The organism is Hylemonella sp. P2_B10 (genome assembly GCF_056404875.1).
Genome location: NZ_JBFUDE010000001.1, coordinates 1,358,938 through 1,385,042 on the forward strand (window position 1 = coordinate 1,358,938; position 26,105 = coordinate 1,385,042).

The 26,105-nt window shown below is 67.2% G+C and carries 19 protein-coding genes; 8 read left to right on the forward strand and 11 right to left on the reverse strand.

Annotation, left to right across the window (positions count from 1 at the left end):
* Window positions 1-96: 96 nt before the first annotated feature.
* Window positions 97-1,746 (reverse strand): Do family serine endopeptidase, encoded by a 1,650-nt coding sequence (locus tag AC1DX2_RS06430; protein WP_477195456.1) that lies wholly within the window; start codon window positions 1,744-1,746, stop codon window positions 97-99.
* Window positions 1,747-1,936: 190 nt separating this feature from the next.
* On the opposite strand from AC1DX2_RS06430, the gene AC1DX2_RS06435 reads away from it, so the two are divergent.
* Window positions 1,937-2,455, forward strand: coding sequence for a hypothetical protein (locus AC1DX2_RS06435; protein ID WP_477195457.1), 519 nt, complete (start codon window positions 1,937-1,939; stop codon window positions 2,453-2,455).
* Between the two features lie 207 nt (window positions 2,456-2,662).
* Here the strand turns inward: AC1DX2_RS06435 and AC1DX2_RS06440 are convergent, their stop codons facing one another.
* From AC1DX2_RS06440 to AC1DX2_RS06460, 5 genes are all read right to left on the reverse strand, one after another.
* Complete coding sequence (locus AC1DX2_RS06440) at window positions 2,663-4,291, reverse strand: M20/M25/M40 family metallo-hydrolase (protein WP_477195458.1); 1,629 nt, start codon at window positions 4,289-4,291, stop codon at window positions 2,663-2,665.
* Between the two features lie 345 nt (window positions 4,292-4,636).
* Window positions 4,637-6,259, reverse strand: coding sequence for a M20/M25/M40 family metallo-hydrolase (locus AC1DX2_RS06445; RefSeq protein ID WP_477195459.1), 1,623 nt, complete (start codon window positions 6,257-6,259; stop codon window positions 4,637-4,639).
* A 125-nt stretch (window positions 6,260-6,384) separates the two neighbouring features.
* Entirely contained in the window at window positions 6,385-7,782 is a 1,398-nt protein-coding gene (locus AC1DX2_RS06450) for an ATP-binding protein (protein WP_477195460.1), read from the reverse strand.
* A gap of 1 nt (window position 7,783) precedes the next feature.
* Entirely contained in the window at window positions 7,784-8,443 is a 660-nt protein-coding gene (locus AC1DX2_RS06455; protein WP_477195461.1) for a response regulator, read from the reverse strand.
* Between the two features lie 128 nt (window positions 8,444-8,571).
* A complete protein-coding gene (locus AC1DX2_RS06460) occupies window positions 8,572-9,528 on the reverse strand; it encodes a LysR family transcriptional regulator (RefSeq protein WP_477195462.1) in 957 nt (318 codons plus the stop codon).
* A gap of 407 nt (window positions 9,529-9,935) precedes the next feature.
* On the opposite strand from AC1DX2_RS06460, the gene AC1DX2_RS06465 reads away from it, so the two are divergent.
* From AC1DX2_RS06465 to AC1DX2_RS06480, 4 genes are all read left to right on the forward strand, one after another.
* A complete protein-coding gene (locus AC1DX2_RS06465) occupies window positions 9,936-12,743 on the forward strand; it encodes a TonB-dependent receptor (protein WP_477195463.1) in 2,808 nt (935 codons plus the stop codon).
* 11 nt (window positions 12,744-12,754) lie between these two features.
* Window positions 12,755-14,140 carry a M28 family peptidase gene (locus tag AC1DX2_RS06470; protein WP_477195464.1) on the forward strand — a complete coding sequence of 462 codons (1,386 nt, stop codon included), beginning with the start codon at window positions 12,755-12,757 and terminating at the stop codon, window positions 14,138-14,140.
* Between the two features lie 105 nt (window positions 14,141-14,245).
* Complete coding sequence (locus AC1DX2_RS06475; RefSeq protein WP_477195465.1) at window positions 14,246-14,815, forward strand: hypothetical protein; 570 nt, start codon at window positions 14,246-14,248, stop codon at window positions 14,813-14,815.
* A gap of 53 nt (window positions 14,816-14,868) precedes the next feature.
* Entirely contained in the window at window positions 14,869-15,669 is an 801-nt protein-coding gene (locus AC1DX2_RS06480; RefSeq protein ID WP_477195466.1) for a substrate-binding periplasmic protein, read from the forward strand.
* Between the two features lie 108 nt (window positions 15,670-15,777).
* On the opposite strand, the gene AC1DX2_RS06485 is transcribed toward AC1DX2_RS06480, so the two are convergent.
* Complete coding sequence (locus AC1DX2_RS06485) at window positions 15,778-16,296, reverse strand: hypothetical protein (RefSeq protein WP_477195467.1); 519 nt, start codon at window positions 16,294-16,296, stop codon at window positions 15,778-15,780.
* Window positions 16,297-16,432: 136 nt separating this feature from the next.
* On the opposite strand from AC1DX2_RS06485, the gene AC1DX2_RS06490 reads away from it, so the two are divergent.
* Window positions 16,433-18,841 carry an alpha/beta hydrolase fold domain-containing protein gene (locus AC1DX2_RS06490; RefSeq protein ID WP_477195468.1) on the forward strand — a complete coding sequence of 803 codons (2,409 nt, stop codon included), beginning with the start codon at window positions 16,433-16,435 and terminating at the stop codon, window positions 18,839-18,841.
* Window positions 18,842-18,997: 156 nt separating this feature from the next.
* Window positions 18,998-23,188 (forward strand): pre-peptidase C-terminal domain-containing protein, encoded by a 4,191-nt coding sequence (locus AC1DX2_RS06495; RefSeq protein WP_477195469.1) that lies wholly within the window; start codon window positions 18,998-19,000, stop codon window positions 23,186-23,188.
* 245 nt (window positions 23,189-23,433) lie between these two features.
* On the opposite strand, the gene AC1DX2_RS06500 is transcribed toward AC1DX2_RS06495, so the two are convergent.
* From AC1DX2_RS06500 to AC1DX2_RS06515, 4 genes are read right to left on the reverse strand one after another with little or no spacing between them, the layout of a single operon-like run.
* Window positions 23,434-23,835, reverse strand: coding sequence for a VOC family protein (locus tag AC1DX2_RS06500; protein WP_477195470.1), 402 nt, complete (start codon window positions 23,833-23,835; stop codon window positions 23,434-23,436).
* Entirely contained in the window at window positions 23,832-24,500 is a 669-nt protein-coding gene (locus AC1DX2_RS06505) for a DUF6151 family protein (RefSeq protein WP_477195471.1), read from the reverse strand. The genes AC1DX2_RS06500 and AC1DX2_RS06505 overlap by 4 nt, the downstream gene beginning before the upstream one ends.
* A gap of 28 nt (window positions 24,501-24,528) precedes the next feature.
* On the reverse strand, window positions 24,529-24,849 hold the full coding sequence (locus AC1DX2_RS06510; RefSeq protein WP_477195472.1) for a DUF3297 family protein: 321 nt from the start codon (window positions 24,847-24,849) through the stop codon (window positions 24,529-24,531).
* A 57-nt stretch (window positions 24,850-24,906) separates the two neighbouring features.
* A complete protein-coding gene (locus tag AC1DX2_RS06515; RefSeq protein ID WP_477195473.1) occupies window positions 24,907-25,473 on the reverse strand; it encodes a MarR family winged helix-turn-helix transcriptional regulator in 567 nt (188 codons plus the stop codon).
* Window positions 25,474-25,679: 206 nt separating this feature from the next.
* On the opposite strand from AC1DX2_RS06515, the gene AC1DX2_RS06520 reads away from it, so the two are divergent.
* Window positions 25,680-26,066 carry a VOC family protein gene (locus AC1DX2_RS06520; protein WP_477195474.1) on the forward strand — a complete coding sequence of 129 codons (387 nt, stop codon included), beginning with the start codon at window positions 25,680-25,682 and terminating at the stop codon, window positions 26,064-26,066.
* The last annotated feature ends 39 nt before the right edge of the window (window positions 26,067-26,105 follow it).

Here is a 26,105-nt window from a genome sequence, read left to right on the forward strand (position 1 = left end):
AGCGCCCTGTTACAAGCCCTGCCCTCAAAACACCCCACCGGACGGGGGTGTCACTCCACAACTGTTTCAGTCAGCGCATGCGCTCAGCCCACACGCTTAACCCACACGTACAGGCACGAAAATCCTGGCGCCATCACGCTGTATCAGCAGCGCCACCGACTTGCCCGACTGCGCCACCACATCACGCACCTGCTCCACACTCTTGACCGGCGTGCCATTCACGGCCACCAGCACGTCACCGGGTTGCACGCCGGCCAGCGCGGCCGCGCCACCGGCCTGCTCCACCAGCAGGCCCTGGGGCACGCCGGACTCGCGCTTTTCCTGCGGCGCCAGTTCACGCAGCGCCAGGCCCAGCTTGCCCTTGGCCACCGCGCCAGCACCATCCGCCTGTGCCACCTGGGCCTTGTCCTGGGCATTGCCCAGCGTGACGTTGAGCTGCTCGCGCTTGCCCTGGCGGATGATTTGCAGCGTGACCTTCTCGCCCGGCGCCGCCTGGCCGATGACGGCCGGCAGGTCGCCCGAGGCCACGATGGGTTGGCTATTGGCACCGATGACGACACCGGTGATGACGTCGCCCGTCTTCAGCCCCGCCTTGTCGGCCGCAGTGCCGGGCTCCACGCTGGAGACCAGCGCGCCCTCAGGCCTGTCGAGCTTGAAGGAGTCGGCAAAGGCCTGGTTGACCTCCTGCACCGACACACCGAGGCGCGCGTGCTGGGCGCGGCCGGTGGCAACGATCTGGTCCTTCACCTTCAGCGCCACATCGATGGGGATGGCGAACGACACGCCCTGGTAGCCGCCGGTGCGGCTGTAGATTTGCGAATTGATGCCCACCACCTCGCCATGCGAATTGAACAGCGGGCCGCCGGAGTTGCCCGGGTTCACCGCTGCGTCTGTCTGGATGAAGGGCACGAAGCCATCGTCCGGCAGCGAGCGGCCCTTGGCGCTGACCACGCCGGCCGTCACCGTGTTCTCGAAGCCAAACGGCGAGCCTATGGCCAACACCCACTCGCCCACCTGCAGGTTGCGCACGCTGCCCAGTGGCACCGTGGGCAGGCTCTTGGCGTCGATCTTCAGCACGGCGATGTCGGTCTTGGCGTCAGCGCCCAGCACCTTGGCCACGTACTCGCGCCGGTCGGTCAGCTTCACCGTCACCTCCTTGGCGCCGCGCACCACATGGGCGTTGGTAAGGATGACGCCATCGGCGCTGACAATGAAGCCCGAGCCCTGGCCGCGCATGGGGACGTCGCGCGGCTGCATGCCCAGGCCACCACCATTCGGCCCTTGGAAGCGGCGGAAGAACTGGAAGAACGGGTCGTTGGGGTCCAGTCCGGGGATGTTGGGCATGGCGCCGTTGCCATTGCCACCGCTGCTGTTGCCCCGGCCACGCTGGCGGGGCGCCGGGGCGGGTGCGTCGTCTTCGTCATCGGCCTCCTCGCCATTCGCCGACACATGCCTGGTGCCGCTGACGCTGATGTTGACCACCGCTGCGCCATAGCGCTGCGTGATCTGCGTGAAATCCGGCCCGCCGACATTGATGCCTGTGGGGCTGGTGCCACCGGCAATCGCCGGAGTACTGGTAACCGGAGCGGCGGCCAGCGTTACGCCAGGTGAGCTCACCGCATGGGCGCGCTGCTCCAGCACGAAGGTGGCGCCAGCGCCCCCCAGCAAGCCGGCGGCCATCAGGGCCACGAAGAGGCGGGTGGGTGTCATGCTGGCCGTAGTGGTTGTCACGGTGCTCTTGCTCATTGAAATGCTCCTGAAAAGGATGGGTTGAGCAGAAGTGTGGGGACGGTGACTTAAACGGGGCTTAAGGCAGACCGCTCTTACACGCGGTTACCGGCGTTGACGCGCGCATCTGCACGGATTGCGCACACAAGCCCGTATGCACGCGCGCTGTACCCTGCCGGCGGCAATGCGCCGACGCTATAGTGCGGCCATGAAAGGCCCGTCCAAAGCCGCCCTGGTCGCGCTGGGCTACGCTGCCGCCCTCGCGCTGGCCACCGGCGCGGTGGCGGCGCACGTGGCCATGACCGACCCGAACGACGCCTCCGGCGGCATGCAGGCCTTTGGCGACGCACTGCTGTTCGTCGCCGTGTTCGGCACCGTCAGCCTGGTGCCCACCGGTGCCGCCCTGTACTGGCTGCGTCAACACCAAGGCTTCTGGAATGCGGTGAGCCTGCTGGGCCTGCTGCTGGCGCTGACCGGCGTGGCCGCCGCCGTGCTGTTCACACTGGGCCGGCAGGCTGACACGCACACCACGCTGGGCGCCTGGGCCGCCTTTTCGGTGCTGCGCTTGCTGATATCTCCGTTGAGTGCCATGGCGCTGGGCCTTGCGGCAGTGCTGGCGCGCTTTGCCACCCCGCGTCGACTGCTGCTTGGCGCAGCCGTGGTGGAGGTGCTGGTCAGCGCTTACATGGGCGCGATGTGGTTCTTGCCGTTGCTGCTGCAGCGGTAGGACAAGCGAGTTAACTGGCGATCGAGCGCCCACCATATTGGCAAAATCAGGTCGATGCGGCATTCGGCGCAGCGGCATCAAGGAGGAGGGCCGAAGGCCCGGGGGACAGCCGCGGAGCCGAGTGCCGCGTCGGCCTGATCCTGCGAACCCGGCATCACCATGAAAAACGGCCGCACAAAGCGGCCGTCATCGTAGGGACACTGAGCTTCAGGGCTTCTTGGCCGGGTCCGGGTACGCAAACGGGTCCGTCACCTTCGGCTGCGTGGGCAGCACATTGGGCGCCAGCGGTTCGTTCGAGTTGGCAGCCTGGTACAACACGCTGGCCATCACCACGGCGGCCTGGCGCAAATCGTCGGCGCGCAGGTGGTCGAACGCGTCCAGGTCAGTGTGGTGGGTGCGGGTGAAATAGTCCAGCGGGTCCTGGATGAACTGGAACGCGGGCAGGCCCAGGCGCTGCAGGAACACATGGTCCGTGCTGCCGGTGGGCGCGGCCACCACGGCGCTGGCGCCCAGGCTGGCAAACGGCATCAGCCACTGGCGGAACACAGGTACGACGGCGAAATTGCCCTCGGTGTAGATGCCGCGGATCTTGCCCGAGCCGTTATCGAGGTTGAAGTAGGCCTTCATGTCGGCAAAGCCGGGCAGCGTCTGGATGGGGTACAGGTCCTGCGTGGCGAACGGGCCCATCTCGGCCAGTTTCGGGTCGGTAGGCGCCGGGCGCTTGGCCAGGTGCCGTTCCACATAGGCGGCCGAGCCCCACAGGCCCTGCTCTTCGCCGGACCACAGCGCGAAGCGGATGCCACGCTTGGGCTTGACACCCAGGCTTTGCAGGATGCGCGCGGCTTCCATCACCACGGCGGAGCCGGCGGCGTTGTCGGTGGCGCCGTCGGAGGCCACCCAGCTGTCCAGGTGGGCGCCGGCCATCACGTAGCCGGCCTTGGGGTCGCTGCCAGGAATGTCGGCCAGCACGTTGTAGCCCTTGGTGTCGCTGTCGTCAAAGTGCACCTTGTTCTCGACTTCCATGCGCACCTCGCCCACCTTGGCCAGGCGGGCGATGCGGCGGTAGTCTTCGGCGGCGATTTCCAGTGCCGGCAGCTTGGGCGTCTTGCCGACGCGGAACCCATTGCCCTCGCCGTGCACCAGCCGGCCTTCACTGCGCGAGATGCTGGCCCAGGCCACGGCACCCTCGGCCACCAGGAAATCCTGCAGCTTGGCGCGGAACTCCATGAACTCGCGGCGCTGCTTCATGCCCTCGGGGTCGTACTCGGGCAGGCGGTAACGGTCCAGGCGGCTGATGTCCTCGGCTGTCTGGCGCTTGAAGGCCGGGTCGGTATCGTCCTTCGGCGGCGCCGGCCAGCTGATCAGCACGATCTTGCCCTTGAGCTTGCCCTTGTAGTCGGCAAAGTCCTTCTCGGCGCGCATCGGCGCCACGGCGACTGCGGCCTTCAGCACGCCGGGGGTGGCAGGTGTCCAGGCAATGGGGATGGCCTTGACCTCGATCGGCCGGGGCGCCACCACGCGCACGTGGGACGACTCAATCCACCAGCCACGGCCAAACTCGAAGCCCTCCTTGCGCACGTCGCTCAGGCCCCAGGCCTTGAACTTCTCCATGCTCCACTTCTCGGCCTTGCGCATGGCTGGCGAGTTGGTCATGCGCCCGCCGATCTGGTCGGTGAGGTACTGCACCGTCTCCATCACCTCGCCATGCTTCAGGCCGGCGTCGGCAATGCGGTTGATGGTATTGGTGTCTACCGACGGAGCGGGCTGGGCCTGGGCGGCGAACACCGCGAACAAGGACAGGACACTGGCGCTGATGGCGCTACGGGCAAATCGCATCGAACAACTCCGGATAGGGGTTAGGGATGGTGGAAGAAAGGGGGAAGAAACTGGCTAGGAATGCGGGCAGATGGGGACGGGGTGCTATCAAAAAACGCGAGTCATCCTAGCATGTCACTTGGGTTATGCCTGGATGAAAAAAGCTGATGCCCGTGCCTGATGGCGTCCTCGCTGTCGCTGATTCTTCACTCTGTAGGACGGTCCTGGCAAGGCCCGCCGGCCCGAGCAACACTGGACCAGCTTTACAAACCTTTTACCGTGCAAGCCGGTGAAAAGATTGTTCAGCCATGTGAACAATCAGCAGCCGGTCGATGTCAAGGCCGACCGGCTGCATGGCTTCGCCACTTACTTCTTCGCCGGGTCCGGGTAGGCGAACGGGTCGGTCACGCGCGGCTCGGTGGGCACCACGCTGCGCGGCAGCGGCTCAGCCGTGTTGGCGGCGGTCCACAGCATGGCGGCCATCACCACGGCGGCCTGGCGCAGGTCATCCATGCGCAGGTGATCGAAGGTGTCCAGGTCGGTGTGGTGCACGCGGGTGCCGTAGTCCAGCGGGTCCTGGATGAACTGGAAGGCCGGCAGGCCCAGGCGCTGCATCAGCACGTGGTCGGTGCCGCCGGTGGGTGCGGCCACCACGGCGCCTGCGCCCAGGCTGGCAAAGGGTGCCAGCCACTGCTTGAAGGTGGGCACGACGGCAAAGTTGCCCTCGGTGTAGATGCCGCGTATCTTGCCCGAGCCGTTGTCCAGGTTGAAGTAGGCCGCCAGGTCCTTGAAGCCGGGCAGCGTCTGCACCGGGAAGGTCTCTTGCGCCCAGGGGCCCAGTTGGGCCAGCTCGGGGTCGGTGCCGGCCGGGCGCTTGGCCAGGTGCTGCTCGATGTAGGCGGCCGAGCCCAGCAGGCCCTGCTCTTCGCCGGTCCACAGCGCGAAGCGTATGGTGCGCTTGGGTTTCACGCCCAGGCTTTGCAGGATGCGCGCGGCCTCCATCACCACGGCCGAGCCGGCGCCGTTGTCAGCCGAGCCGTCGCCGGCCACCCAGCTGTCCAGGTGGGCACCGGCCATCACGAAGCCGGCCTTGTCGTCGCTGCCTGCGATGTCGGCAAACACGTTGTAGGCCTTGCTGTCGCTGTCGTCAAAGTGCACCTTGTTGTTCAGCTCCAGCGTCACAGCGCCCACCTTGGCCAGGCGGGCGATGCGGCGGTAGTCCTCGGCGGCGATCTCCACGCCGGGCACCTTGGGCGTCTTGCCCTTCTTGTACTCATAGCCTTCGCCGTGCACCAGCCGGCCTTCCAGGCGCGACATCTGGGCCCAGGCCACGGCGCCCTCGGCGGCCAGGAAGGCATCGCGCTTGGCGGCAAAGGTGACCCACTTGAACATCTCGCGTCGGTTCTCCGGGTTCCAGTTGGGCAGCTCGTACTTGTCGAGCTTGGTGATGTCCTCATTGGTCAGCCGCTTGATGGGCGGCTCCACCGTGTCCTTGGGCGGCGCGGGCCAGCTCACCAGCACGATCTTGCCCTTGAGCTTGCCCTTCCACTCGGCCAGATCCTTCTCGGCGTGGATGGGCGCGACGATGACCTGCGCCTTGATGGCGCCCGCCGTGGCCGGCGTCCAGGCAATGGGGATGGACTTCACTTCAATCGGGCGTGGCGCCAGCACACGGGCGTGGTGCGCCTCAATCCACCAGCCACGGCCGAACTCGAAGCCCTCCTTGTGCACATTGGTCAGTCCCCAGGCTTTGAACTTGTCCTGCGTCCAGGCCTCGGCCTTGCGCATGGCGGGCGAATTGGTCATGCGCCCGCCGATCTGGTCGGACAGGTGGGCGATGGTGTCCACCACCTCGCCGTGCTTCAAGCCGGCGTCGGCGATGCGGTTCAGCAAGGTGGTGTCGGGCTCGGCGGCAAATGCTGCCGGCGCGCCCAGCGCGGCAAACAGGAACAGGCAGGCACCGCTGATGGCGGTCTTGGGCAAACGCATGAGGGGATCTCCCGGGTTGGTTGCTGAGAAGCGGCGCATGGTAGCACGCAGCAAATCGTTCTGCAGGCCATCCACCAGCGCTCGCCGCACGGCCCTTGGAGCCGGCGCGAACACCTCAGGCTGGCTCAGGCCGACACGGCCATACCTTGCGGCCAACCGCCTTCAAACGCCACCTCCACCCGCAAGCCACCGAGCTGCTGCGACACCCCCAGCCGCACTTGCGCGCCCATCTGCTCGGCAATGGATTTGACGATGGCCAGCCCCAGCCCGCTGCCGGTCGCCTCGGCGCCCGGCACGCGGTAGAAGCGGTCGAAGGCGCGCGCGCGCTGGTCCTCGGGGATGCCGGGGCCGCTGTCTTCCACGCTGAGCAGCAACACCTCGGCACTCTGCCCGCCCTGCCCACGCAGTGCCACATCCACCGTGCCACCCTCGGGCGTGTACTTGATGGCGTTGTCCACCAGGTTGCGAAGCAAGATGCGCAGCGCCTCTGGCTGGCCAGGCGTGGCGGCTTGCGCGGCGGACGCCGCCACCTCCAGCCCCAACGTGATGCGCCGCGCCTGGGCCAGCGGCGTCAGCTCGGCCAGCTCGGTGCGCAGCAACTCGGCCAGGGGCATGAGCGCCGCGCCGTTGCTGCTGCCTGCAGCTTGCGCCGCAGGTTGTGCGGCCTGTTGGCGCGCCAGCACCAGCAGCTGCTCCACCAGCCGGCTGGCACGGTCTATGCCGGCACTCAGTTTGTCGACCGCCTGGCGGCGCGCGGCATCGTCGCCCCCATCCTGCGCGCGCTGCAGGTTCTGCGCCTGCAACTTCAGCGCCGCAAGCGGCGTGCGCAGCTCGTGCGCGGCGTCGGCGACAAAGCGTGCCTGCATGTCAAACGCGCGGCGCACCCGGCCCAGCAGCAGGTTGAGCTCGCGCACCAGCGGGCGCACCTCGTCGGGCAGCTCGTGGTCTTCCCCCACCGCGCTCAGGTCGTCGGGCTGGCGCTGCGCGACCTGCTGGCGCACGCGCTTCAACGGCGCCAGCGACATGCTCACCGCCCACCACACCAGCAGCATCAGCAGCGGCGCCATGGCGGCCGTGGGCAGCACGGTGCGCAGCGCCAGCGTGCCGGCCATCTGGCGGCGCACTGCCATGTCCTGCGCCACCTGGATAACGCGGTCGCGCGCGGCCAGCGAAAACAGCCGGTACTGTTTGTTGCCAGTCTTCACAGTGGTGAAACCCAACACCGCGCGCTGCGGCAGGTCGGCATGCGGACTGCGGAAGATGCGCAGGCCGTTCTCGGTCCAGATCTGCACGCTGAAGTCCACCCCCACATCGTCAGCCAGCTCCTGCACCGGCAGGCTGGCGCGCAAGGACAGCGCGATCTGCTGCATGTGGTAATCAAAAATGTCGTCGGCCTCGGCACGCGCGGTGCGGTAGGCAATGGCGCCCTGCACCAGTGCCGTGGTCAGGATGGCCGCCAACAGCAGCCACAGCAGGCGGCGGCGCAGCGAGTGGGAAGGTGTGATGGCAGGGGTGTCGTCCATGCTATTGCCGCGGCACCATGTAGCCCACGCCGCGTATGTTTTGTATCAGCTCGCTGCCCAGCTTCTTGCGCAGGCTGTGGATGTGCACCTCCACCGCGTTGCTGCTGACCTCGTCCTTCCAGCTGTAGAGCTTTTCTTCCAGTTGCTGGCGCGACAGCACCACGCCCGGGCGGGCCAGCAGGGCCTCCAGCACGGCCCATTCGCGTGCCGAGAGCTGCACCGGCGCGCCCTGCGCCGTCACCTCGCGCGTGGCCGGGTTGATGGCCACACCCAGGTGCTCGTACACCGGCTCGGCGCGGCCGGCGGCGCGGCGCAACAGCGCCCGTATGCGCGCCAGCAGCTCGTGCACATCGTAGGGTTTGAGCAGATAGTCGTCGGCGCCGGCGTCCAGCCCGGCAATGCGCTGCTGCACGGCGTCGCGCGCGGTGGTGATCAGCACCGGCACCAAACCCTTGCGCGCGCGCAGTTCGCGCAGCACGCTCAGCCCGTCACGCCCCGGCAGCCCCAGGTCCAGCAGCACCAGGTCATAGGCCTGGGTGCGCAGCGCGGTGTCGGCCATGTCGCCGTTCTTCACCCAGTCCACCGCGTAGTGCTCGGCGCGCAGGGCGTCAAGCACGGCCTCGCCGATCATGGTGTCGTCTTCAACCAGCAGGAGGTGCATCGTGGGGCAATGGAATGGAACACGGGCGGCAACGGTATGGCCACGTGGAAAGGATACACCCCATGCCCATCAAGTTCCTGTTGGCCGCCGCACCGCTGGCAACCAGCCGGCAGGCAGGCAGGCGACGCTCAGGCCGCCACCGGCTTGTGCGCAAACCCCTCAGCGAACGATTCGCGCAGGAAGGTGATGAACAGCGTCACCCCCAGCGGCACCTGGGCCGCGTAGGGGCGGAAGGCGAAGACCTGCTCGGCAAATGAGCCCATGGGCTTCCACTGCGGCAGCAGGCGCACCAGCTTGCCGGCGTCCAGCGCCTTTTGCGCCGTGAAGTCGGGCAGCACGGCCACGCCCAGGCCGGTCAGCGCGGCATCGCGCAGCGCCTCGCTGTTGTTGACCGACAGCAGGCCCGACACCGGCACGGTGACGCGGCGCTGCGCAACGCCAGTGCCGCGCAAGGGCTCAAACGTCCACAGCTGCGCGCCCTGGGTGCGCGGGTAGCACAGGCAGTCGTGCTCCGCCAGTTGCTGCGGCTGCGTGGGCTTGCCTTTGCGGCGCAAGTAGGCACGGCTGGCCACCAGCACGCTGCGGGTGGTGCACAGGCTCCAGGCCACGTAGTTGTCGGGCGGCGTGTCCACGTGGCGGATGGCGAGATCGAACCCGTCCACCTCCAGTGAGCGGAAGCGGTCGGTCATCTCGAGCTCGATATGGATGTCGGGGTACTTCTGCAAAAAAGTCGACAGCCGGGGCACCAGTTGCTGGCGCGCAAAGGCCGCCGGGCAGGTGACGCGCAGCACGCCGCGCGGGCTGCCGGCCTCGTCGCGCACCTGCGAGAAGCTGTGGGCGATGCGCTCGAAGGGTTCGCGCGTGTCGTCCACCAGGCGGCGCCCGGCCTCGGTCAGCCGCACGCTGCGGGTGGTGCGCAGCACCAGCGGGATGCCGGCCATGCGCTCCAGTTCGCTGATGCGCTGGCTCACGGCCGCCGTGCTCACGCCCAGGCGCTTGGCGGCGGCGGTGTAGCTGCCTTGCAGGTCCAGCACGGTGAGCCAGTGCAGGCTGCTCCACAACAGGTTGAGTTTTTCCACATTCATGGCTGCCGATTATTCAATGCTTTGAACAATCATTTCAACGGAAGGGGCTTGCCGGGTCACCACAGCTCCATAAAACTGGTTTCAGAGGCGCCTGCAGCAGGCGCTTTTTCCACCCTGCGGAATATGACCATGTGTTGTGCACTGAAAGCAGCGCTTTGCCCGGTTTCTTTGAGCCCCTCTGGTGCAAGGCGCACTGCCTTGGGCGCTGCACAGGCGATCTCGCGCGCAGTTGGTGCGCCTGCCGCGCCGGCCGCCAGGGCACCCCGGCGCTAAGGAGTTGCTCGCCGGCAACAGATTCGCTTGGGCCCACGCCAAAACACACCCACTTTTCCGCGCCTGCCATTTCTCTCCCGTTTTTGCATTCCCGTTCCCGCCTTCCACACGCTTTACAACAAAGGAAAGTCCCCATGTCTGCATACCCGCACCCCATCAAGAAACCCCTGACGACCAGGAAGTCCGCCGTGGCCCTGGCCGCCGCACTGGCCACCGGCCTGGCGCTGGGCCAGACGGCCGACGGCGGCAAGCTCGAACGGGTGGAGATCACCGGCTCGTCCATCAAGCGCATTGACGCCGAAACGGCGCTGCCGGTGCAGATCCTCAAGCGCGAGGACATTGCCCGCATCGGCGCCTCCACCACCGAGGAGTTGGTCAAACAGCTCAGCTCGCTGACCAGCTTTGGCAGCACCACCACGGTGGCGCCCACGGCCGGCACCACCACCGGGTCGATCGCCACCGTGTCGCTGCGCGGCCTGGGCAGCCCGCGCACGCTGGTGCTGGTGAACGGCCGGCGCATGACGGTGTATGGCGGTGGCTCGGCCGGCATTGCCGGCTCGTCGGTGGACATCAACAGCATCCCGCTGTCAGCCATCGAGCGGGTCGAGGTGCTGAAGGACGGCGCCTCGGCCGTGTATGGCAGCGACGCCATCGCCGGCGTAGTGAACTTCATCCTGCGCAAGGAATTCTCTGGTCTGGAGCTGACCGCCAGCTACGGCAGCCCCACCAGCGGCCCGGGCAAGGACCGCAAGGCCTCGCTGTACGGTGGCGCGGGCGACCTCGCCAAGGACGGCTACAGCTTCACCTACGGCGCCAATTTCCAGAAGGTGGAACCCATCTTCGGCCGCGACCGCGACTATGCCCGGCGCATCAGCGTGGAAAACCTGAACGACGTCACCTCGTCCATCACCTTCCCGGCCAACGTCACGGTGTACACCGGCGGCGCGCTGAAGGCCCCCACGCTGCCTAACTGCGGCCCGGTGTCGCTGGTGTCGCCCTACGCCACCACGCGCTGCAGCTTTGACAACAGCCCGTTCGACTCCATCCAGCCCGACAGCGAAAAGTTCAACATGATGTTCGGCGCCCGCAAGGCGCTGGACGCCGACACCACGCTGTACGCCGAAGGCAGCTTCGCCCGCACCAAGACCACGTCCACCACGCAGCCGGTGCCGATTGCCTACAACGCCATCACCACCGCCACCAACCCGTACGCGCAGGCGTTCAAGGACTACGTGGCCAAGTACCCGGGTCTGACGCCGTTCGTCAAGATGTTCGGCGTCGGCGGCTTCCTGCTGCCGCCCACCAGCCCCTATTACCCCGCCGCCTTTGCCGCCGCCAACAACATGACCGGCCTGCCGCTGGCCATGAACTACCGCGATGTCGCCAACGGCGAGCGCAACACGCGCGACACCGCCGACACCACGCGCCTGCTGGGCGGCATCAAGGGCACGGCCGCCGGCTGGGACTGGGACGCCGGCCTGCTGTACACCGAGAGCAAGGTCACCGACGACCTGCTGACCGGCTGGGGGCAATACTCCAAGATCATGCCGATCCTGAACAGCGGCGCCATCAACCCGTTTGGCGACACCACCGACACCAACGCACTGGCCGCCATGGTGGCGGGCGAATTCCGCGGCACGGCCTTTGCCACCAAGACCTCCAGCACCGGCATCGACCTGAAGGCCTCGCGCGACCTGTGGGCCATGGGCGCCGGCACCGCCGCACTGGCGGTGGGCGCCGAATACCGCAAGGAGAAGTTCGAGTACAACCCCTCGCTGGCATTGCAGACGGGTGACGTGGCCGGCCTGGGCGGCAACTCGTTCCCGGTGACGGGCTCGCGCAACGTCACCTCAGCCTATGCCGAAGTCAGCCTGCCGCTGTTCAAGAAGTTCGACCTCGACCTGGCGCTGCGCTACGACAACTACGAAGGCGTGGGCAGCACCTGGAACCCCAAGGCCTCCGTGCGCTGGCAACCATTGGATTCGCTGCTGCTGCGCTCCTCGGTGGGCACGGGCTTCCGCGCTCCCTCGCTGACCGACCTGTACACGCCGCAGGCCACCAGCGTCACCGCCAACGGCACACGCGACCCGATACGCTGCCCCGTGATTGCCACCGGCGCGCCGGCGGACTGCAACTTCCAGTTCACCACCGTCACCGGCGGCAACCCGAACCTGAAGCCGGAGAAGTCGCAGTCCGGCACGCTGGGCCTGGTGTGGGAGCCGATCAAGAACCTGTCCATCGGCATGGACGCCTTCCGCGTCAACCTGAAGGACGCCATCACCGTCGGTGGCCTGAGCTATGTGTACTTCATGGCCAACGCGCAGCGGGCGGCGCAATACGCGTCCTTCATCACGCGCGGCGCGCCGGACGGCAATGCCAGCGGCGTGGGCCCCATCGTCAACATCCAGCAGACCAACGCCAACCTGTTCAAGATCCAGGTTGGCGGCGTGGACATTGATGCCAAATACAACTGGCGCCTGGACAGCGGCGACAAGTTCAACATCAACTTCTCGGGCACCTACCTGGACAAGTACGACAGCCAGAACCCCGACGGCACCTACACCAACCAACTGGACACCGCGCTGACCGCCAACGGTGGCGTGGCGGTGCGCTGGAAGCACAACGCCAGCCTGGCCTGGCAGGGTGGCGAGTGGGGCGCATCCATCTCGCAGAACTACCAGAAGGCCTACACCGACGTGATCGGCAACCGCGCGGCGGCGGGCAGCGCGCTGCCCACCGTGCCGGCCTACCAGACGTTTGACGGCCAAGTCACCTACAGTGGCGTGAAGGCACTCAAACTGGTGCTGGGCGTCAAGAACCTGACCAACGTGACGCCGCCCTACACCAACCTGACCTCCAACTTCCTGGGCGGCTACGACATCAGCTACGCTGACCCGCGCGGCCGCTTCGTCTACCTGAGCGGCACCTACACCTTCAAGTGAACCGAGCACCCATGTCTTTGAAACAAGCAAGCACGCTGGCGGCGGCCCTGGCCGCCGCCTTTTTCGCCACCGCACCGGCGCTCGCCGCCGAGCCGGCGGAACCCAACACCCAGGCGCACCAGCCGCAAATCGACCAGATCATGCGCGAGATCTCGGCCCAGCGCATCAAGGCCTACAACGACAAGCTGGTGGGCTTCGGCACCCGGCACACCATGTCTGACACCGTGTCGGAAACGCGCGGCATAGGCGCCGCGCGGCGCTGGATCAAGGCCGAGCTGGAGCGCTGTGGTGCCGCCAACGGCGGGCGGCTGCAGGTGGCGTTCCAAAGCCACATCCACCCGGTGGCCAACCGCATCTCGCGGCCGACCGAGATCGTCAACGTGGTGGCCACGCTGCCGGGCACGCAGGCTGAGTCGGAAAAGCGCATGTACGTGGTCAGCGGCCACTACGACAGCATCAACGGCGACGTGATGAACTTCACCGATGACGCCCCCGGCTCCAACGACGACGGCTCGGGCACCTCGGCGGTGATGGAGCTGGCCTGTGTGATGAGCAAGTACAAGTTCGACGCCACAATAGTCTTCATGACGGTAGCGGCCGAGGAACAGGGCCTGTATGGCTCGGGCGATTGGGCTGAAAAGGCACGCAAGGCCAACCTGGACATCGCCGGCATGTTCACCAACGACATCATCGGCAGCTCGCACAGCGACACCGGCAAGCAGGACAACGGCCAGGTGCGCCTGTTCGCCGAAGGTGTGCCGCCGCTGAAGGACATGCCCGACGAGCTGCGCACGCTGATACGCACCGGCGGCGAGAACGACTCCATCACCCGCCAGCTGGCCCGCCACGTGAAGGAGATGGGCGAGCGCTACGTCAGCGGCTTCAAGGTCAACATCATCTACCGGCGCGACCGCTACCTGCGCGGCGGCGACCACAGCCCCTTCCTGGACCAGGGCTACGCCGCGTTGCGCTTCACCGAGCCGGCCGAAAACTTCGCCCACCAGCACCAGACCGTGCGCAAGGAGAACGGCCTGCAATACGGCGACCTGCCCGAGTTCATCGACCCCGACTACATCGCCCAGGTGGCACGCGTCAACGCTGCCGCGCTGGCCACGCTGGCCCTGGCCCCGGCCGCGCCCAAGCAGGTGCAGGTGAAAGCCAGCCGGCTGCAAAACGACACCGAGCTGCAGTGGCAGCCCAACCCCGAGCCCGACCTGGCCGGCTACCGCGTGGTGTGGCGCGACACCACGGCGCCGCTGTGGCAGGGGTCGCTGTGGGCGGGCAATGTCACGCGGGTGGTGGTGCCGATGTCCAAGGACAACGTGTTCTTCGGCGTGCAGGCGGTGGACAAGGACGGCAACGTCAGCGTGGCGAGCTACCCCGTGCCGGTGCGGTGAGTTGCCCTTTGAGCCCCCGGCGCCGGGGCAAAGCGCCACAGAAAGCCGCCAAAGGAGTACAGTAGCGCGACAAGGCAGCAAAAAGCCTGCGCACGGGAGTAGAGCATGTTCGGGTGGTTCGGCAGCACCAGCAAGCGCAAGCCCGAGGGCACCGCCTCGGTGTCTTCGCACGCCCCTGCCGGCACCCACCGCCAGGACCGGCTGGCCACCCAGCAGCACACCGACATCCAGCGCGAACTGGTGCGCGTGGTGCTCAAAGACCTGCTGCGCGCCCACGGCATCCCCGGCAACTGGCTGGGCTGCGAAGTGCTGGTGTTGCCCAACCGCAAGCGTGACGACGAGGTGACCGTGCAACTGCAATTGCAGCAGTGGAACGAGCAGTTGCTGCGCCACGGCCCGGCACTGGAGCAGGCGCTGCGCCGCGCGCTGGACCGGTTTGACCCGCTGGTGGACCACTCGCGCTACAAGTACATGTGGCAGTTCGGCGCCAACTGCGGCTGCCCCTACACCGAGCTGCCGGCCAAGTTTGCCTGGACGGCGCCACCGGCCGAGACCGCCCCAGCCGATGGCAGCGCCCCCGCCAACATCCTGGACCGCCGCAAGCGCCCGCGCGCGCGCAAGGGCGCCCACCCGGATGACGGCTTCGCAAGCACCGAAATGACCGCGCTGAAATGACGCGCGGCCAGCCACTGCCTTCCCCGCGTGCCTTCACGCTTGCCGCAAGAGTGGTGTCCCTGCTGCTGGCCGTGGCCAGCGCAGCCGGGCCGGCCCATGGCGCCGTGGCCAAGCTATTCGACGAACCGGAGCACGGCGGCAAGGTCAGCGGCAAGGCCGGCGACGGGGGCAGCGGCCCAGCCCCCATCGTGCTGCTGTACAGCGAGCGCCCGCCCTACAACAGCCGCACGCCCGACGGCAAGCTGAGCGGCATTGTGGGTACGCCAGTCACCCAGGCCTTTGCCAAGGCCGGCCTGCGCTTTGAGCTGCACGAAGCCTCGCTGCAGCGCCAGTTGGAGGCGTTGAAACGCAACACACCGCGCGTGTGCGTGTCAGGCCTGTACAAGACGGCCGAGCGTGAGCAGTTTGCCCGCTACACCAAGCCGGTGTCGCAAGATCAGGCCATGGTGGGCCTGGCCAACACCAGCTTCGCGCCCACCACCAGCAACGGCACCGCCACGCTGACCGTGCACGGGCTGCTGACCAATCCCGAGGTCACAGTGCTGTTGCGCGATGCGGTCAACTACGGCCCCTTCCTGGAAGGTGAATTCGCCACCATGAAGGCACGCCGCGCCACCACCGACGGCCAGTTCGCCCAGATGGTGAAGATGATCTACGCCGGCCGCGCGCAATTGACCTTTTTCCCGCTGGAAGAAGCCCAGTACTACGCCAAGGTGGCCGGCTACAGCGCCCAGCAGTTCAAGCTGCTGAGCTTCGCCGACATGCCGGCGGGGGAGAAACGCTACATCCTGTGCAGCCGGCAGGTGGAGGCGGCGGTGGTGGAGAAGTTGAATGCGGGGTTGGCGGGGGGATAAGCGTCACCCGTTTTCACATCGCCTGCGCGGCTGATCAATAGCCGTCATTGCTTGATGAAGAAGTGAGTGATCAACGGACTGGTGACAAGCCAGGTCTATCGTCCATACTCACCGCCTTGCTTTGAGCGAGCGGATGTTCAGCAGGTACAAAATGCCCTGGGTCAGCAACAACGCCTGGAAGGCCCAGAACGACGCGCCCGATTGCACGCCTGAATGCCACAACCTGCGAAGCTCCTCATCGCTGCGGCTGTAGTAGACCTTCCCGCCGGAAGCGATGCTGAACACCGCGCTGTTCGGTCCGTTGAAACCCGGCAAGTTGACACGCCCCACTTCGACCACCTTGTCCTCCAGCTCCCGCAAGCCGCAGCTTGATCCCCGGCTTGAGGCAAATGGAAAGTAATTGGGCAGTGAGCAAGAAAAATACTCACCACCGGCCCAACTGGCCCAGTTGCCGCAGCAGCGGTAAATGCCCTTGAGCGGCGGCAGCCGTTCAAAGACGTGGCCCACCGGCGGCAGGTCCCGCTCGCCCAGCGCCACCAGGCCGAAGTAGCAAGCCACCGCCACCACGACAGAGCGCAGCACCAGCGTCCAGTCGTAGCCGGGCACCTGTTCCAGTTTGAATTTCAACCCGCACCACCCACTCTGCGCGCTCCCTTGATCCGTAGCGGCATGGTCGCAATTTCCCGCTCACTTGGCAAGCCCTCCAGCGGCGCGAGGGCTAGTCCCTAGTTAGCAGATAGAGCCCTCGCCCTATAGTCCCCCCATGCACACCTACCACCCCCGCGGCCTGCGCGAGGCCACTGTGGCCGCTGTTCTGCGCGCCTCGCTGCGGCTGCTGCTCAAGCCGGTGTTCTCGCCAAGGTTTTCCATCCCCTTCCAGCGCCGCTGGCTGGCCTGGATCTGCAAGACCACGCTACCGCCACGCGGCGTGGCGATTGAGCCCGCGCAGGTGGGCGGCGTGCCCGGGGAATGGCTGCGCCGCCGCGGCATGACGCAGCCGCCACGCGCTGGCACGCTGCTGTACCTGCATGGCGGCGCCTACTGCGTGGGCGCGCCACAAGGCTACCGTGCGCTGACCGGGCGGCTGGCGCTGGCTACGGCGCTGCCGGTTTTTGCGGCCCATTACCGGCTGGCGCCTGAACACCCGCACCCGGCTGCTCTGCAAGATGCATTGGCCGCCTACCACGCGCTGGCGGCATTAGGCCCGGTGGCGATTGCCGGCGACTCGGCCGGCGGCGGCCTGGCGCTGGCCACCGCGCTGGCGCTGCGCGATGCCGGCGCCACCCCGCCGGCCGCACTGGTGCTGTTGTCGCCGTGGGTGGACCTGCGTGCGCCCGAGCCACTGCCGCCGGAGCCGCCGGGCGAAGCCATGCTCAGCACGGCCTGGATGCAGGCCTGCGCTGCCCACTACCTGGCCCAAGGTACACCACAACAGACGCCGGCCAGTGCGTCAGGCGTGTCGCCGCTGCTGGCGAAGTTGAAAGGCTTGCCGCCAGTGCTGATCCAGGCCGGCACGGATGAGCTGCTGCACGGCCAGGCACTGCAACTGGAACAGGCCTTGCAGCGGGCCGGCGTGGCCGTGCGCTGTGAGATCACCGCCGAGCGCTGGCATGTGTTCCAGGTGCATGGCGGCGCGCTGCGCAGCGCGGACGATGCGCTGGCCCGCATCGCGCGCTTCATGGATCAGCCCCTGGTGCAGGCGGCTGGCGCGGCCGGCCCGCGCCACAGTTCGCACGAGGTGGTGATCCTGGGCGCCGGCATGTCCGGCCTGTGCATGGCGGTGCAGTTGCAGCGCGCCGGCCTGCACAACTTCGTGCTGCTGGAAAAGCAGCCCGGCCTGGGCGGCACCTGGTGGGACAACACCTACCCCGGCGCGCATGTGGACGTGCCGGCGCCGGCCTATTCGCTGTCATTCGCGCCCAACCCCGACTGGAAGCGGCGCTTTGCCGCCGCGCCCGAGATCCAGGCCTACATGCAGCAGCTGGCGCAGCGCTTCAACCTGCTGGGCCACATCCGGCTGAACACCCGCATCACCGAGGCCCGCTTTGACGAAGCCGAGGGCCACTGGCACTTCCGCACTGAGGGCGGCGACACGCTGACCTCACGCTTCTTTGTCTGCAGCACCGGTCCGCTGAACCAGCCGCGCTGGCCAGACCTGCCGGGCCTGGAGACGTTCCAAGGCCAGCGCCTGCACTCCGCCCGATGGGACCACGGCGTGGCCCTGGCCGGCAAACGCGTGGGGGTGGTAGGCACCGGCTCCACCGCCTCGCAACTGATACCGCCCATCGCACAGGTGGCCGGCCAACTGCAGGTGTTCCAGCGCACCGCCAACTGGGTGCTGCCGCGGCTGGACCGGCCTTACAACGCGCTGGACCGGCTGCTGGCCCGCCTACCACTGTACCCACGCATCGTCAGGGCGTGCTGGGCGCGCGCGCTGGAGCTGGGCCGGCGCGGCTTTGACGAGGGCACGGCAGCCCGCAAGATCATGCTGGCCACGGCCGAGCGGCACCTCAAGGCCGGTGCGCCAGACGCCATACTGCAAACCAGGCTGCGACCCGACTACCCATTGGGCTGCAAAAGAATCATCTATTCCAACGACTTCTACCCGGCGCTGAGCCAGCCCAACGTGGCGCTGGTGACCGAAGGGATAGCGCGCGTCACGCCGACCGGCATCACCACCGCCGACGGCCAGGCGCATGCGCTGGACGTGCTGGTCTGCGCCACCGGTTTCGAGACCGTGCAGTTGCTGGCCAACACCCCGGTGGTGGGCACGCAGGGGCGCACGCTGCAACAGGCGTGGGCCCAGGGCCCGCAGGCCTACCACGGCATCACCGTGCCGGGCTTTCCCAACATGTTCCTGCTGCTGGGGCCCAACACCGCCACCGGTCACACCTCCACGCTGCTGTACATCGAGCCCGAGGTGCGCCACAGCATCGCCTGCATGCAGGCAGTGCGCGCCAGCGGCCAGCGCTGGATAGAGGTGCGCGAAGAGGTGCACCACCAGCACAACGCGGCGCTGCAGCAGCGCCTGCAGGGCTCGGTGTGGAGCCTGTGCCGCAGCTGGTACCGGGCGGACAACGGGCGCATCACGGCGCTGTTCCCGGGCTTTACAAAAGAGTATGTGAAGGCGGTGAGTGCGCCGGACGTGGGGCGGGACTACCGGATGGGATGAGCCATGGCCATGTGACCCGGGTTGACGACTACGCCCGGCGCGCAATGTTTCAATTGTGTCAGCCCGCCCCGCCCGGCGGTTGACCCGGGCGCACCCACCCCGCATACTGGACCCCTTTACCCTGACCCAACGGTCAACAAAGGAGACGTTTCGACCATGGCAGATACCGTACGCGGCGGCACCAACACCACGGCCAGCCTGGCGGTGCCGGGCTCGCTGACGGGCACCATCGAAACGGCAGACCTGGCCGGGGGCGTGGATTCGGACTGGTACAAGGTCACCCTCACCGCCGGGCTGGGCTACCAGTTCAACCTGGCGCCGGCCAGCGGCTTTGACGGCGGGCTCACGCTGTACAGCGCCAACGGCACCCAGCTGGCCATGGCCGAGACCTTCGACACGGGTGAGGCCGAGATTCTGGGCTTCAACCCCAGCACCAGCGGCACCTACTACATCGGCGTGTCGGGCTACCAGGGCAGCACCGGCAACTTCACGCTGACCTCCAGCACGGTACCGCTGGACACCATGGCCGCCGGTGCGGCCGGTGCGGTGGCCATCACCGTGGGCAACAATGTGACGGGCCGCATCGACCCGGTGGACAAGGCCGGCGGCATTGACGAGGACTGGTACAAGGTCACCCTGACGCTGGGCAACACCTACCAGTTCGACTTCACCTCGGCCACGGTGGATGGTGTGCTGCGGTTCTACAACGCTGCCGGCACCCAGCTTGGCGATGATGTGGACACTGGCTACGCCAACGAGGGCGAGACCTTCAGCTACACGCCCTCGTCCACCGCCACCTTTTACCTGGCCGTGTCGTCCTTCCTCGGCGGCTCGGTGGGCAATTTCAGCCTGGTGGTGAAGCCGGTCACCGGCACGTCGATCGGCACCGACACCGTGCCCAATGACACCAGCACCACCGCCACCATCGCGGTGGGTGGCACGGTGAACGGCACCATCAACAGCACGGCCGATTTTGGCGACTGGTACAAGGTCACGCTGACCGGCAACGTCACCTACCAGTTTGACCTCAGCGCACTGAAGCTGGACGGCCAGCTCAGCATCTACAACGCGGCAGGCGACTACATCACCGGCGTGGACGAGGGCTATGAGGCCGAGGGCGAGACGCTGGTCTACACGCCGGCGCAAAACGGCACCTACTACATCGGCGTGACCGGTTACGACGTGTCGATTGGCGACTTCACGCTGAAGATGACGCAGCCCACCATAGGCGGCGGCGTCGACACGGTGGGCGACAGCGACGCCACGGCCAGCCTGATCATCGTGCCCGGCCAGGTCAACGGCGTCATCAACGACAGCGAGGACCAGGACTGGTACGAGGTGCACCTGAAGGCCAACACCACCTACAAGTTCGACCTCAGCTCGCCCTTCCTGGACGGCCAGATGGCGCTGTTTGACGCCAGCGGCCACCAGAAGGTGTTTGCCGACGACGGCGTGCACGTGGGTGACCCCGAGACGCTGAGCTACACCCCTAACGCCGACGGCACCTACTACATCGCCGTGGCGGGCTTTGGCGGCACGCGCGGGGGCTTCACGCTTGCCGTGGCGGCGGACACCTCGCTGGCCAGCGACTCGGTGGGCGACACCGCCGCCACCGCCGCGCAGATCAGCGTGCCCAGCAGTGCGCTGGGCGCGATCGACATCAAGAGCAACCACGGCGGCGCGGACACCGACTGGTACAACGTGCGCTTCACCGCCGGCGCCACCTACCGGGTGGACCTGCAGGTGTCGGACGACCTGGACGCCGTGCTGGGCCTGATGGGCACCGACGGCAAGACGCTGATCGGCACCGCCGACGACGGCTACCAGGGCGAGGACGAATACTTCTACTACACGCCCACCGTCAGCGGAAACTACTACATCACGGTCGCGGGTTACGACAATTACTACACGGGCTTGTTCAAGCTGTCGGTGGCGCAGGCGCTGTCGGGCAACTCGGGGCCGGACTCGGTGGGCGAGACAGCGGCCACCTCGGCGGCGCTGGCGGTCAGCCCCACCGCGCCGGGCCACGTCAGCGGCACCGTCAACACCAGTGGCGATGTGGACTGGTACAAGGTGACGCTGAGCGCCGACACCGAATACAGCTTCAAGCTCAGCGCACCAGCGCTGGACGGCGTGCTGGAACTGTTCAACGCCAACAGCAAGTCGCTGGGCTATGTGGACGACAACTGGGGTGGCGGCACGCCCGAGCAGGCGGTGTTCACGCCCAGCGCCACCGGCACCTACTACATCGCCGTGTCGGGCTATGGCCCGTCAGTGGGCGACTTTCTGCTGGACGTGTCGGCCACGCCCATCGTGCGCACGGTGGACAACATCGGCGGCACCTACCAGACGGCGGCGGCCAACCAACTGACGCCGGGCGGCGCGCCGACGCGCAGCGCGGTGGACACCGCCGGCGACAAGGACTTCTTCAGCGTGGCGCTGACGGCAGGCACCACCTACCAGTGGGACCTGAGCGCCAACAGCCTGGACGCCAAGCTGGTGCTGTTTGGCCCCGGCGGCATCTACGTCGATTCAGCCGACTATGGTGACGTGGGCCAGGGCGAAACGCTGTTCTACACGCCCACCGCCAGCGGCACCTATTACATGGACGTGCAGGGCTACGCCAGCTCCACCGGCAGCTACGCGCTCACCATGACCGCCTTCGCCCCGGTGGTGGGCGATGTGCCGGGCAATGCCAGCTCCACCGTGAAGCTGCAGGTGCCGGGCTTCACCAGCAACCAGATCGACAAGGTGGCGCCCAACCAGGCCAGCGATGCCGACTGGTTCAGCATCCGCCTGCACCAGGGCAGCAGCTACCTGTTCTACCTGACTAGCACCGACGGCACGCTGGACGGCCAGCTGCAGATCTTCGACGCCAACGGCAACCCGGTGTACGACAAGCTGGGTAACGGCTTCGCCGACAACGGCTGGTATGCCGGCGACCCGGAAACCATGGTGTTCGTGGCCCCCAGCACCGGCAACTACTTCATCCAGGTCACGGGGTACCAGGCCACCACCGGCAAATACAGCCTGTATTCGGCCGAGTCGGTGGACGTGACGCAGGTGGCCTGGAGCAACAGCGCCAGCTACGCCGGCATCAAGTGGAACCAGCTGGACTGGGCCGGGTTGAACCTGGCCACCTGGACCAATTTCGACTGGAACGTGATCAATGGCAACCTGGTGGACTGGCAGTCGCTGCAGTACGAGCATGTGTACAACTCGGCCGACCCCGGTGCCAAGTACAGCGCCTGGAACCTGAATTTCGCCAGCGCCAGCAACCCGGGCAACGACAAGGTGCTGGGCGGTGCCGCCGACGACAGCGCCTACCTGGGCCTGGGCCTGGACAACTTTGCCGGTGGCATAGGCAACGACTACGCCAACGGCGGCTCGGGCGCCGACATCCTGGACGGCGGCTACGGCAACGACACGCTGGACGGCGGCAGCGGCAACGACGTGATGACGGGCGGCTTTGGCAGCGACGTGTATTACGTCGACAGTGCCGACGACAGCGTGGCCGAGGTGGACGACGCCAACGCCGCCTTCGAGGCCTTCTTCCCCGTGCCGCCGGGGGTGGACCCGCAAACCGTGGGTCGCTCGGTGGACAAGGTGATTGCCTCCATCAACTACACGCTGACCAATTTCGTCGAAAACCTGAGCATTGCCAGCAGTGCCGGCAACCTGGCGGGCACCGGCAACGCGCTGGGCAACGAGCTGCTGGGTAACGAGGGCAACAACCTGCTCAAGGGCCTGGGCGGCAACGACGTCATCAACGGCGGCGGCGGCATCGACACGGCCGCCTACACCGGCGCGCTGAAGGACTACACGCTGACCCTGGGCAGCAGCACCGGCGCCACCACCCAGCTGCGGGACAACCGCACCATCACCACCAACGACGGCACCGACACCGTCAGCAATGTGGAGCGGCTGCAGTTCTCCGACGTCTCGCTGGCGCTGGACATGGCCGCCGGCCAGTCTGGCGGCAAGGCCATGCTGGTGATGGGCGCCACGTTGGGCAAGGCCTTCACGCAGGACAAGGGCTGGGCCGGCGCCTTCATGCACTATTTCGATGGCGGCGCCTCGGTGCTGGACGGCACCACGCTGCTGGTGGCCTTTGGCATCATCCCCGCGTTTGCCGGCGGCAGCGACAACGCCAGCTTCGTCAAGTTCATCTACGGCAACGTGTACGGCCAGGCGCCTGACGCCGCCACGCTGGCCAGCCTGGTGGCGCCGCTGAATGCGAACACCACCAGCCAGGCCCAGTTCCTGGCCGACATGGCCACATCGGCCACCAACCAGACGCATGTGGGGCTGACGGGCTTTGCAGCCAGCGGCTGGCAGTTCGTCTGAGCCGGCGCCAAGGCCGTCACCCGCAGTTTTCAAACGCCCAAAGAAAAGCCCAGCCACAAGGGCTGGGCGAACTCGCAACTGGCAATGATGAACACGGTAAACCGCACCATGCCGGCCCCGAGAGGAGACCTGACATTACCGAGCAAATAGCGTGCCTGGTTTTCAGGGGAAATCCGGCACCAAAACGGTGTTGCAACGCACCATTTTCATAACTCTTCACGACCCTGCGCACCACCGGTGCGATTTCAGTCAGCCAACTCTCGCAACTGGAACACATTGCCCTCGGGGTCGGTGCCATCACAAGCGCGAAAACCGCGCGCGGCCCACTCTTTGGCCGGCGGATTCAACTGTCCGCCCAGGCTGGACGCCGCAGCGCGCCCCTGCGCGATGCTGGGTACCGGCAGGCACAGCTTCAGGGGGGTGTCCTCGCGCGCCAAAGGGGGTGTGGCAATGCGGATGTCGGCGGCGATATGCGCCGGAATGCCGTGGATCACCAGCTCCAGGCCCTGCGTGCCCAGCACGACGTGGTCGGCGTCGCCATGCAGCCGCGTCATCTGCGCCACCGTCTCATAGAAATGGGCCATCTGTGCAACGTCGAGCACGAACAGCACAACGCAGGGTGCAGGCAGGGACGGGGCGGTGCTCATAGGCGCGAGCCACCCTCTACCGCACGCATCAGCCCGGCATGCTCGTCGGCCGTGAGCACACGCGGCTTGACCACAGGTGCACCGTTGCGGGAGTCGAAAAAGGGGTTGAACTTGTACCTGCCGCTCAAGCGCGCCCACAACATGGCGGCCATGAAGCGCAGCAGCGCCGGCACGAAGGTGGACGCTGGCACCGGGGCAATCGGGCTCTTGGCGCTCTGGCGGTTCACGCGCATTTTCACCGGGCCGAAAGAGGCCTCCAACTCGGCGCTGCCGCCTTCCAGACAGCTGTGCACCAGGCCCAGGTGGTGCTGCTGCATGCTGCGCGGCGTGTTGCCTATGGGCGTGTTGCAACAGCGGGTGTACCAGCGCAGCATGCCGCGCTCGGTCAGCGCCATGCAGGCCAGGTGCTCGGCGCCGGCCACCACCACCACATGGCGCGGGCGCACCGCCACGATGGGGGTGCCGCCCGCCTCGTCCAGCATGCCCTGGGGCAGGCCCAGGTAGTGGGCGAAGGCCTGGCAGTCGTGGCAGTAGCACACTGCGCGCGTGCCACGCGGCGGGCGCAACACGGCGCGAAAGCTGCCGCAGCTGCAGCGCATGGCGTGGCGTGGCGCAGAGGCCGGCGTGGCGTGCGCGCCCAGCGGGGCATGGGCCGAGTTGGACATGGCGGGGTCGCTGCCGGCGCGAGTGCCGTTACAGGTAGAAGGCTTCCACGCCGCCCTTGAGGGTGATCAGCAGCGGGTTGCCCTTGCGGTCCAGTGTTTTGCCGGCGGGCACCTTGACCCAGCGCTCGCTGATGCAGTATTCGACCACGTCTTCGCGCAGCTTGCCGTTCAGGCGTATGCCCACCTCATGCTCGAACACGGCGGGGTTGTAGAAGCGGCTGCGCGGGTCGATCGAGAGGTGGTCGGGCAGCGCCGGGCGCTCGGCCGGCGGCGGTGTGGCGGCAGCCCCGGCGGTGTCGGCGGACGGGCCGGCTTCGGGGATTGGGTTAGCTTGGGTGGCTTCTGTCATGCAGGGGATTGTCGCTCAAGCAGGCAGGTCATACGCCGGTGTGGGCCATGGCAGGGGCTACAGCTGGCTCAGCGGGATGCCGGCGGCACGCTCGTCGGCGTCCAGCATGCCGATCAACGCGCCCAGGTCCTTGTCCAGCCGGGCCAGCACGCGCGGCTCCAGCGCGGCCAGGGCCTCGGGCAGCACGCCGGTGAAGGGGGCGGGCGCGCGGCGCAGCAGGCGCGTGCCCTGTGGCGTGACGCGCAGCGTGACGACGCGGCGGTCCTGCCCGTTGCGCGCGGCGGCGATCAAACCACGTGCCACCAGTTGCTTGACCAGGTTGCTGACGGTGGTCTGGTGCACGTCCATGGCCTGCGCCAGCTGCGTCATGCCCATGTCCGGGCTGGCCTGTATCAGCCCCAGCGCCCAGACCGAGGCGCCGCCAACGCCGGTGGTCTTCTCCACCTGGCTGAAGTGCGTGCGCACGGCATTGAACACCACGCGAAAGCGCCGCAGCACCCGAGCCACCGGTTCAACCACTGGTGCGGCAGCGGGCCTGACCTCAACCGACCTGGCACGGGCCAGGCGGGGCGTGGGCTTGGCGCTGGCGCGCGTGCGGCGCGCGGGGGGCTGTGCGGATGCCATGCACCATGATAGCCGCGCCCTGCAAGCAGCTTGTAAACACCTGCAACAAAAAAGAGCCCCGCCTCTGGGATGAAGGGGGGCTCAGAGGGCCGAAGCTTGCTCTCGCTGGCCGGGTGCCGCCCCGCTCAAGAAAGCGGCGCCGGTACAATGATTGTATTTGGACAAATGCATTGGCACCGGCGTGTTTACCCTGAGAGGCTTTCGACATGGACATCCCCACAGGCACCGAACTGGCGCGCCCCTTCCTGCCGGCCAAGGATTTTGACAACAGCAAGCGCTTTTACGAGGCGCTGGGCTTCAACAAGCTGCTGGACGGCGACGTCGCCATCTTCGGCATCGGCAGCAGCAGCTTCGTGCTGCAGCGCTACTACGACCAAGGCTGGGCCGAGAACTGCATGATGCAGCTGATGGTGGACGACCTGGACGCCTGGTGGCAGCATCTGCAGTCGCTGCACCTGGCGGAAACCTTCGGCGTGCGCGCACCGCTGCCGCCGGCGATGCAGCCCTGGGGCCTGCGCGTGGCCTATGTGTTCGACCCCTCGGGCGTGCTGTGGCATGTGGCGCAGCGGCGAGTGGGGAACGCGGCGGACTGAGGCGGCGGCCCTCCCCTGGCCATTCCGAGGGGCGTGGAT

Coding starts and splice junctions, on each gene's coding strand:
- AC1DX2_RS06430 (WP_477195456.1), bottom strand. CDS start 1,746: ATGAGCAAGAGCACCGTGACAACCACTACGGCCAGCATGACACCCACC.
- AC1DX2_RS06435 (WP_477195457.1), top strand. CDS start 1,937: ATGAAAGGCCCGTCCAAAGCCGCCCTGGTCGCGCTGGGCTACGCTGCC.
- AC1DX2_RS06440 (WP_477195458.1), bottom strand. CDS start 4,291: ATGCGATTTGCCCGTAGCGCCATCAGCGCCAGTGTCCTGTCCTTGTTC.
- AC1DX2_RS06445 (WP_477195459.1), bottom strand. CDS start 6,259: ATGCGTTTGCCCAAGACCGCCATCAGCGGTGCCTGCCTGTTCCTGTTT.
- AC1DX2_RS06450 (WP_477195460.1), bottom strand. CDS start 7,782: ATGGACGACACCCCTGCCATCACACCTTCCCACTCGCTGCGCCGCCGC.
- AC1DX2_RS06455 (WP_477195461.1), bottom strand. CDS start 8,443: ATGCACCTCCTGCTGGTTGAAGACGACACCATGATCGGCGAGGCCGTG.
- AC1DX2_RS06460 (WP_477195462.1), bottom strand. CDS start 9,528: ATGAATGTGGAAAAACTCAACCTGTTGTGGAGCAGCCTGCACTGGCTC.
- AC1DX2_RS06465 (WP_477195463.1), top strand. CDS start 9,936: ATGTCTGCATACCCGCACCCCATCAAGAAACCCCTGACGACCAGGAAG.
- AC1DX2_RS06470 (WP_477195464.1), top strand. CDS start 12,755: ATGTCTTTGAAACAAGCAAGCACGCTGGCGGCGGCCCTGGCCGCCGCC.
- AC1DX2_RS06475 (WP_477195465.1), top strand. CDS start 14,246: ATGTTCGGGTGGTTCGGCAGCACCAGCAAGCGCAAGCCCGAGGGCACC.
- AC1DX2_RS06490 (WP_477195468.1), top strand. CDS start 16,433: ATGCACACCTACCACCCCCGCGGCCTGCGCGAGGCCACTGTGGCCGCT.
- AC1DX2_RS06495 (WP_477195469.1), top strand. CDS start 18,998: ATGGCAGATACCGTACGCGGCGGCACCAACACCACGGCCAGCCTGGCG.
- AC1DX2_RS06500 (WP_477195470.1), bottom strand. CDS start 23,835: ATGAGCACCGCCCCGTCCCTGCCTGCACCCTGCGTTGTGCTGTTCGTG.
- AC1DX2_RS06505 (WP_477195471.1), bottom strand. CDS start 24,500: ATGTCCAACTCGGCCCATGCCCCGCTGGGCGCGCACGCCACGCCGGCC.
- AC1DX2_RS06510 (WP_477195472.1), bottom strand. CDS start 24,849: ATGACAGAAGCCACCCAAGCTAACCCAATCCCCGAAGCCGGCCCGTCC.
- AC1DX2_RS06515 (WP_477195473.1), bottom strand. CDS start 25,473: ATGGCATCCGCACAGCCCCCCGCGCGCCGCACGCGCGCCAGCGCCAAG.
- AC1DX2_RS06520 (WP_477195474.1), top strand. CDS start 25,680: ATGGACATCCCCACAGGCACCGAACTGGCGCGCCCCTTCCTGCCGGCC.